This is a genomic window from Nitrososphaerota archaeon, assembly GCA_011605775.1.
Lineage (GTDB): Archaea > Thermoproteota > Nitrososphaeria > Nitrososphaerales > JAAOZN01 > JAAOZN01.
Genome location: JAAOZN010000011.1, coordinates 1 through 5,955, shown reverse-complemented (window position 1 = coordinate 5,955; position 5,955 = coordinate 1). Strand labels below are relative to the sequence as shown.

General features: G+C 46.9%; 6 protein-coding genes. 2 read left to right on the top strand and 4 right to left on the bottom strand.

Features of this window, described 5'->3' with window-relative positions:
* The 3 genes from HA494_01065 to HA494_01055 form a co-directional block, all read right to left on the bottom strand.
* Positions 1-878 (bottom strand): hypothetical protein (locus tag HA494_01065; protein ID NHV96372.1); only part of this gene is annotated, 878 nt, incomplete at its 3' end.
* A 45-nt stretch (positions 879-923) separates the two neighbouring features.
* Positions 924-1,907: a DNA repair and recombination protein RadA gene (gene radA, locus HA494_01060; GenBank protein NHV96371.1), complete on the bottom strand. Its 984-nt coding sequence runs from the start codon at positions 1,905-1,907 to the stop codon at positions 924-926.
* A gap of 63 nt (positions 1,908-1,970) precedes the next feature.
* A complete protein-coding gene (locus HA494_01055; GenBank protein NHV96370.1) occupies positions 1,971-3,584 on the bottom strand; it encodes a CTP synthase in 1,614 nt (537 codons plus the stop codon).
* 251 nt (positions 3,585-3,835) lie between these two features.
* On the opposite strand from HA494_01055, the gene HA494_01050 reads away from it, so the two are divergent.
* Positions 3,836-4,468: a hypothetical protein gene (locus HA494_01050; GenBank protein ID NHV96369.1), complete on the top strand. Its 633-nt coding sequence runs from the start codon at positions 3,836-3,838 to the stop codon at positions 4,466-4,468.
* Positions 4,469-4,680: 212 nt separating this feature from the next.
* Here the strand turns inward: HA494_01050 and HA494_01045 are convergent, their stop codons facing one another.
* Entirely contained in the window at positions 4,681-5,676 is a 996-nt protein-coding gene (locus tag HA494_01045; GenBank protein NHV96368.1) for a phosphate uptake regulator PhoU, read from the bottom strand.
* A 114-nt stretch (positions 5,677-5,790) separates the two neighbouring features.
* On the opposite strand from HA494_01045, the gene HA494_01040 reads away from it, so the two are divergent.
* Positions 5,791-5,955 (top strand): tRNA (N6-threonylcarbamoyladenosine(37)-N6)-methyltransferase TrmO (locus HA494_01040; GenBank protein NHV96367.1); only part of this gene is annotated, 165 nt, incomplete at its 3' end.

Sequence of the window (5,955 nt, the reverse complement as noted above, 5' to 3'; positions counted from 1 at the left end):
TCCACCTTGAGCAGAGGAGGGTAATAGGCTAGTTCGATCTTGGATAAAGGCGGCTTCTCCCCAGCACCCACTTTAAACGAAAGTTTAGAGGAGAAGTTTTCAACAGAGTTCATGACCTCAACACTAGGTAGAAGAGTTGATGATATTAGCGCATCAGCAAACACCACTTCAACCCTACTTTCACTTACATCTTTTGATGCGGTAGTGTTGGAGAAGCCTGAGAGTACCGTGTCTAGATCGAATGTAGTTGTCAAGCTTTTTGCTTCAGCGTACTGTAGCGTTAGCTGCGTGGAGAAGCCCATCTGAGATCTCGATGCCTCTAAAACAATAAACTGGAGACTCTTTTCTGAAAATACTGATCTTAAAAGGTTGGTGAAACCGCCCTCAAACTTAGGTAAGGTTCCTAAGAGAATCTGTGATATGTATCTAAAGTTACAATGAGAATAATAAATGTATCTGTGATCTTCAGCGCCTATCTGTATAAAGGCTGCCTTCATCATCCTACCCAAAGCTTGAGCTGCCGAATCTGCTTGCACCTCATCCTCAGCATCGATTATGAGTGTCAGCCCCTCTGTTGGGGGTGGGCTTAAAGGCAGCGCCTTATAACCCTCATCTCCAAGTATGTAGAACTCAGGTCGCCACTCTGCGACGAAGGAAGCTATAAGTTTGTAGCCATTAACGCCTTGCATCGACTCTCCTCTCAACCCTGTAAGACTGATATTTCCTCCGCTCAAAGTGGTGCTGACGACGATCGAATCTTTTGTTACGAAGAATCTAATGTCTTCTTTAAGAGGGGCTGCGGAAGAATAGGTGGGTTGCGGTTGGATCACAAAGGTTAGTGTTAAGAGTATTATTAGAGGTATTAGGGCCTTCCTCAACTGTCTTCTGCATACCGTGGTTAAGTGTGGTGTTATAAAGTTGTCCTAGCGTTTTTTAGGTGTGTCTTCAGGATCGTCTATGCCCTTCTCGTTTAGGATGAAGACGGTTTCGCGTTCAGGGTGATAGGGGCTGTCTATGATTCTTGCGATGCGGTTCTTACCCGACTTCCTTAGATAGATTCTGTATGTGCTGGTGTGTGCTACAACGTGCCCACCAGTCGGCTTGTTAGGGTCGCCGAAGAAGACGTCTGGTGCTGCTTGGACTTGATTTGTAACTACGACCGCAAGGTTTCGTGCTTCAGCTGTTCTTATGAGGAGGTGCATGAATCTGTTGAGCCTCTGCTGCCTCTCAGCTAAAGTGCTTCTGCCGAGGAACTCTGCTCTATAGTGTGCAACTGCTGAGTCTACGACTACAAGCTTTATGGGCATCTTATCAAGGACGGAGCCGAGTTCTGAAACTATGAGTTCTTGGTGTGAGCTGTTGTATGCCTTCGCAACTATTATTCGCTCAAGCGCCTTTAGGGGATCTAGCCCACGCGCCTCCGCTATCTGAAATATCCTTTCCGGTCTGAAGGTGTTCTCCGTATCAATATATACTGCTCCAGCGTCAAGTCCACCTTTATCCCTACTCAGCTGAACCGTCACACAGAGTGTGTGGCAGATCTGTGTCTTCCCGCTTCCGAATTCGCCGTAAAACTCGGTGACCGCCTGTGTTTCTATGCCCCCATCCAGCAAATCATCCAGATTCTTGGAGCCGGTAGTTATCCTTTCAATATTCTGCCTCCTCTTGTAGATTTCACTCGCTGGGATGAACTCTTTCTCGAGAAGCCCTAGTTCGATAAGCCGAGCTCTGGCGCTGCTGCTGAACTCAACAGCCTTCTTAAGATCTACTCCTATAGCCTCAGCTATCTCAGCTGGGCCTCGGATAGCTAGATCGAGTATTGTGTAGATCCCTGCGTTCTCCAGCTTCTGCTTCGTAACAGGCCCTATGCCATCCAGTGTGTCTAGGCTTAGCTCTTCTATACTCATCCTCCTATCTACTTGTCAAAAGGTTGCTTATATTAGTATTTGCGGTACACAAGAGGGGTTGATTTAAGCTCGGCTTTTGGAGTTTTCGACGCAAGCTTGGATGAAGCCTAGATATACTGGGTTTGGTTTTCCAGGTCTGCTGGTGAATTCGGCGTGAAATTGTGTGGCCATAAAGAATGGATGCGATTGCATCTCAAGCACCTCCAATCTTCTCCCCTCATCACTGTACCCAGAGAAGATAACACTCTTCTCCTCGAACGTAGGTTTGTATCTCTGGTTGAATTCGTATCTATGCCTATGCCTCTCTCTTATAACACTCCTACCGTAAAGCTTGTAGGCTCTAGTTCCTTCTTTGAGGAAGATGTCGTGCCCACCTAAGCGCATAGTTGCACCCATTTCCTTGACCTCTTTCTGCTCAGGTAGCAGATCTATGACGGGGTGGGGGGTATCTGGGTCAAATTCGGTTGAGTTTGCGCCCTCGAGCCCGCAGAGGTGGCGTGCTATCGCTATGGCTGCTATCTGGAAGCCTAGGCATATTCCTAGATATGGTATGTTGTGTTTGATGGAGTAGGTCGCGGCCTCTATCTTACCTTCGATCCCTCTTTTACCGAAGCCGCCTGGGATGAGTATGCCATCATATGATCTTAGTGTGGTGAGTGCCTGCTTGTCTTTTTCTATGAGCTCTGAGTCCACCCAGTCTATCTTGATCGCTGCGCCTAGTTTGGCTGCTGCGTGTAGTAGGGCGTGGTTTATGCTGACGTAGCTGTCTGCTAGGCTTACGTATTTACCGACCATAGCTATGTTTACTTTAGTTGTGGTCTTTTTGAATGATTCCGCTACCTTCGTCCATTCCTCTAACTGGGTCTTAACTATGGTTAAGTTGAGTCTGTTTGCTATTACTCTTGTTATCCCCTGTCTTTCAAGCAGCTCTGGCACATCGTAGACGGATTCGACATCTGGGTTGGATATGACGGCCTCTATGGGTACGCTGGTGAATAGGGAGATCTTTTCTCTGGCTTGCTGGGCTAGGGGTCTTTTGCTTCTCACTACGATTATGTCTGGTTGTATGCCGATTCTCCTCAGCTCTTGGACGCTGTGTTGTGTGGGTTTGGTCTTCTGCTCTCTCACGGTTTCTAGCTCTGGGGCTAGTGTTACGTGTAGGAAGAGTGAGTTTGTTGGGCCGACTTCTAGCCTCATCTGCCTCAAGGCTTCTAGGAAGGGTAGGCTTTCGATGTCTCCTACTGTGCCTCCGCACTCTACTACACCTATGTCTGCGCCATCTTCTTCGACGACTTGCTTTATCCTCCTCTTGATCTCGTCTGTTATGTGGGGTATTATCTGGACGCATTTACCTAGATAGTCGCCGCGCCTCTCAGCCTCTATCACCGCCTTGTATATTTGGCCGGTGGTGATGTTGTGGCGTCTGCTGAGGTTCTGGTCTAGGAACCTCTCATAAGTGCCTATATCCATGTCTGTTTCGCCACCATCATCGGTGACGAAGACTTCACCATGTATGATGGGGTTCATCGTGCCCGCATCTACATTAAGGTAGGGATCTATCTTTATACAGGTAACCTTAAGTCCGGAGAGTTTAAGGAGCTTTGCTACGGAGGCTGTGGTGACACCCTTCCCTAGACCAGACATCACCCCGCCTGTGACGAAGATGTACTTTGGCACACCACTCTCTCTACCAGCAGAAAATTAAGTCTTTAGGTTCTGAGCTGTGATTATTAAGATGCTGTCAATCTTCTTAACGAAGACGAATTCGTCTTCTTTAGCTTTGAGTTTAAGTAGGCTGTTACGCAGGATGTCTTTGGATTTTTAGATCTTGTTGAATATCACGAAATATGCGCAAATGAACCCGAACCTTAAGTTGAAGCAAAACTAATAAATCCGCCTTAAGATGTTCGAGGATAGGGTGGCTTGTGATGGAAGTTCTCATAGTTCTGATAGTCGCGCTTCTCCTATTCGTTGTTATCTACTACAGGGGCAAGATAAAGGTGCTCTCAGCGCACACAGACTCTATAGCAACTGAAAAGGCTCGAAGCCTCTACGACGAATGGAGGAGTAAGGAGCTTGAAGGCATAAAGAACCAGCTTGCCGCTCAATATGATAAGGCACTCGCCGAGAAGGCCGATACTATAAAGAAGGAGTACGAAACTCTATTCGAAAAGTGGAAACATGAATACGAAGAGATAATAAGGCAAGACGCCGTAGAGAGAAGTTTGGCGACAGTCCTAGGGAGAGTTGGAGAAGAGCTTGCACCTCTCTTCATATTTAGGAGGCTGGGTGTGGAGCCAAAGGACATTAGGCATATAGGCTCCCCAATAGACTACGTGGCGTTCAAAGGTCTTTCAGATAGCAACGTTGATGAGATACTGTTCATAGAGGTGAAGACCGGGAAGACGAAGACCCTAACCGACGTAGAAAGGTCTGTCAGGAGGGTCGTAGAGGAAAAGAAGGTGAGTTTCTACGTGATAAACGTGAAAGAGGAGTTAGGGAATCTGGAGCAGGAAGTAGCCTCAAGACCGTTATCCAATTTTTTGAGCGGTAAAGAGTGAGGAACCTAATTTAATTCGGTGTGTCACGTCTGAGCGGATGATTTGATGCTAGTAAAATTGTCTTGTGCGGTTTTTCAAGCTTTTGTTACTTTCTATGGTCATAAGCATTCATCTCTAACAGTCTAATTAATCCACCCCTTTCCTCAGAAGCAAAACTCAATTGGGTAAACTCAAGGCTCACACACAAAACTTCACCCCTAAAAGTCTTTAGGTTACTTGACGAGGGGGTACATAGGGTACGCTAAATCAGCGATATCTACATCACACCTCGCTATCCTAGAGAAGCCAGAGGCTACCCTAGACAAAATGGTAGCATTTTCATTAGACCTTATAGATTTCTCAAGCTTCGCTATCTCACCTACCACCTCCTCATACAGCTGCACCACCTGCCTCCCCTCTTCAGGATCTTTAGCGAGAAAAGCTTTAACAGCAGACTCCTGCATCACCCCAAGCGTCTCAACAATTTTATAGGCTCCTTCTCTCTCAACCTCACCTAAAACATCTTCAAGAGGATGAGTAGAGGACTTCGCTATATCCTCAGCCGAATCCCCGATGGCTTCGAGGAGATAGGCTGAAAGCCTGTAGTCCAGGCAGTCTATTGTTGTGAGCTTCAATTTAGCCGCGAGCTTATTATCCACAGATGCTGATCTAACCAACCTAACTAGTAGGAAGTAGAGGCGGTCAACCTCATCATCCCTCTCAGACACAGACTTCTTCAGAAGCACATCCCCCTGCATAAGGGCTTGAACAGCATCAGGCAGCATACCCATCGTAATGAGATGCATACGCCTAAACGTCTTCTCAGGATCCAAGTTCGTCGGCTCAAGCAGAAACTGCGCTGTAATGGACCTAGAATCCTCCTCCACTATCTCAAGCCCAACTAGTTGGCGTATCGCCCTCTTCATGGCTTGCGCATCTTCATACGGTATCCTCTCTCTACTTACCACCCTTATTATGTCGAAGCCAAGCAGATACGAGCCTGTAATCAGATTTATCAGCCTCCTCATATACTGCGCTGGGTAAGTCAAGAGTATCTCCTTAGGCTTCTTCTCAACCTCAACCGCTGGGAAGACCATCAAGCTCCCACCAGGCGTTACCTCAAGCGCTAACAGGCTACCCTTACTCAGCTTGTTCTTCACCACCCAATCTTTCGGCAGAGATATAAGTAGGGTTCCTCCGCCCATCTCCTGCGCTCTTCTAAGCTCCATCCCTCTAATCTATTCGACTATATAGCAGACCTTGCTTATCTATATTTCTTTTAACCAAGTGTGATTAACGCAAACATTAAAGTATCTTGATCCGCCTAAACTGACAGTAGAGCGATGGTTAGTATAGAGTTAGAGCCACTTGGCTATGTGAGATCAGAGTTCGACGAGGATAGAGGTGATAGGAACGAAGGTTATGCTACTCTAGAGTTTGATCCCAAGTACGCTGAGGCTCTAGATGGAATAGAAGAGTACTCCCACATCTTCGTGCTCTACTGGATG

Bases quoted from the DNA above. Each gene is read 5' to 3' on its own strand.
- radA (NHV96371.1), bottom strand. From the start codon at position 1,907: ATGAGTATAGAAGAGCTAAGCCTAGACACACTGGATGGCATAGGGCCT.
- HA494_01045 (NHV96368.1), bottom strand. From the start codon at position 5,676: ATGGAGCTTAGAAGAGCGCAGGAGATGGGCGGAGGAACCCTACTTATA.
- HA494_01050 (NHV96369.1), top strand. From the start codon at position 3,836: ATGGAAGTTCTCATAGTTCTGATAGTCGCGCTTCTCCTATTCGTTGTT.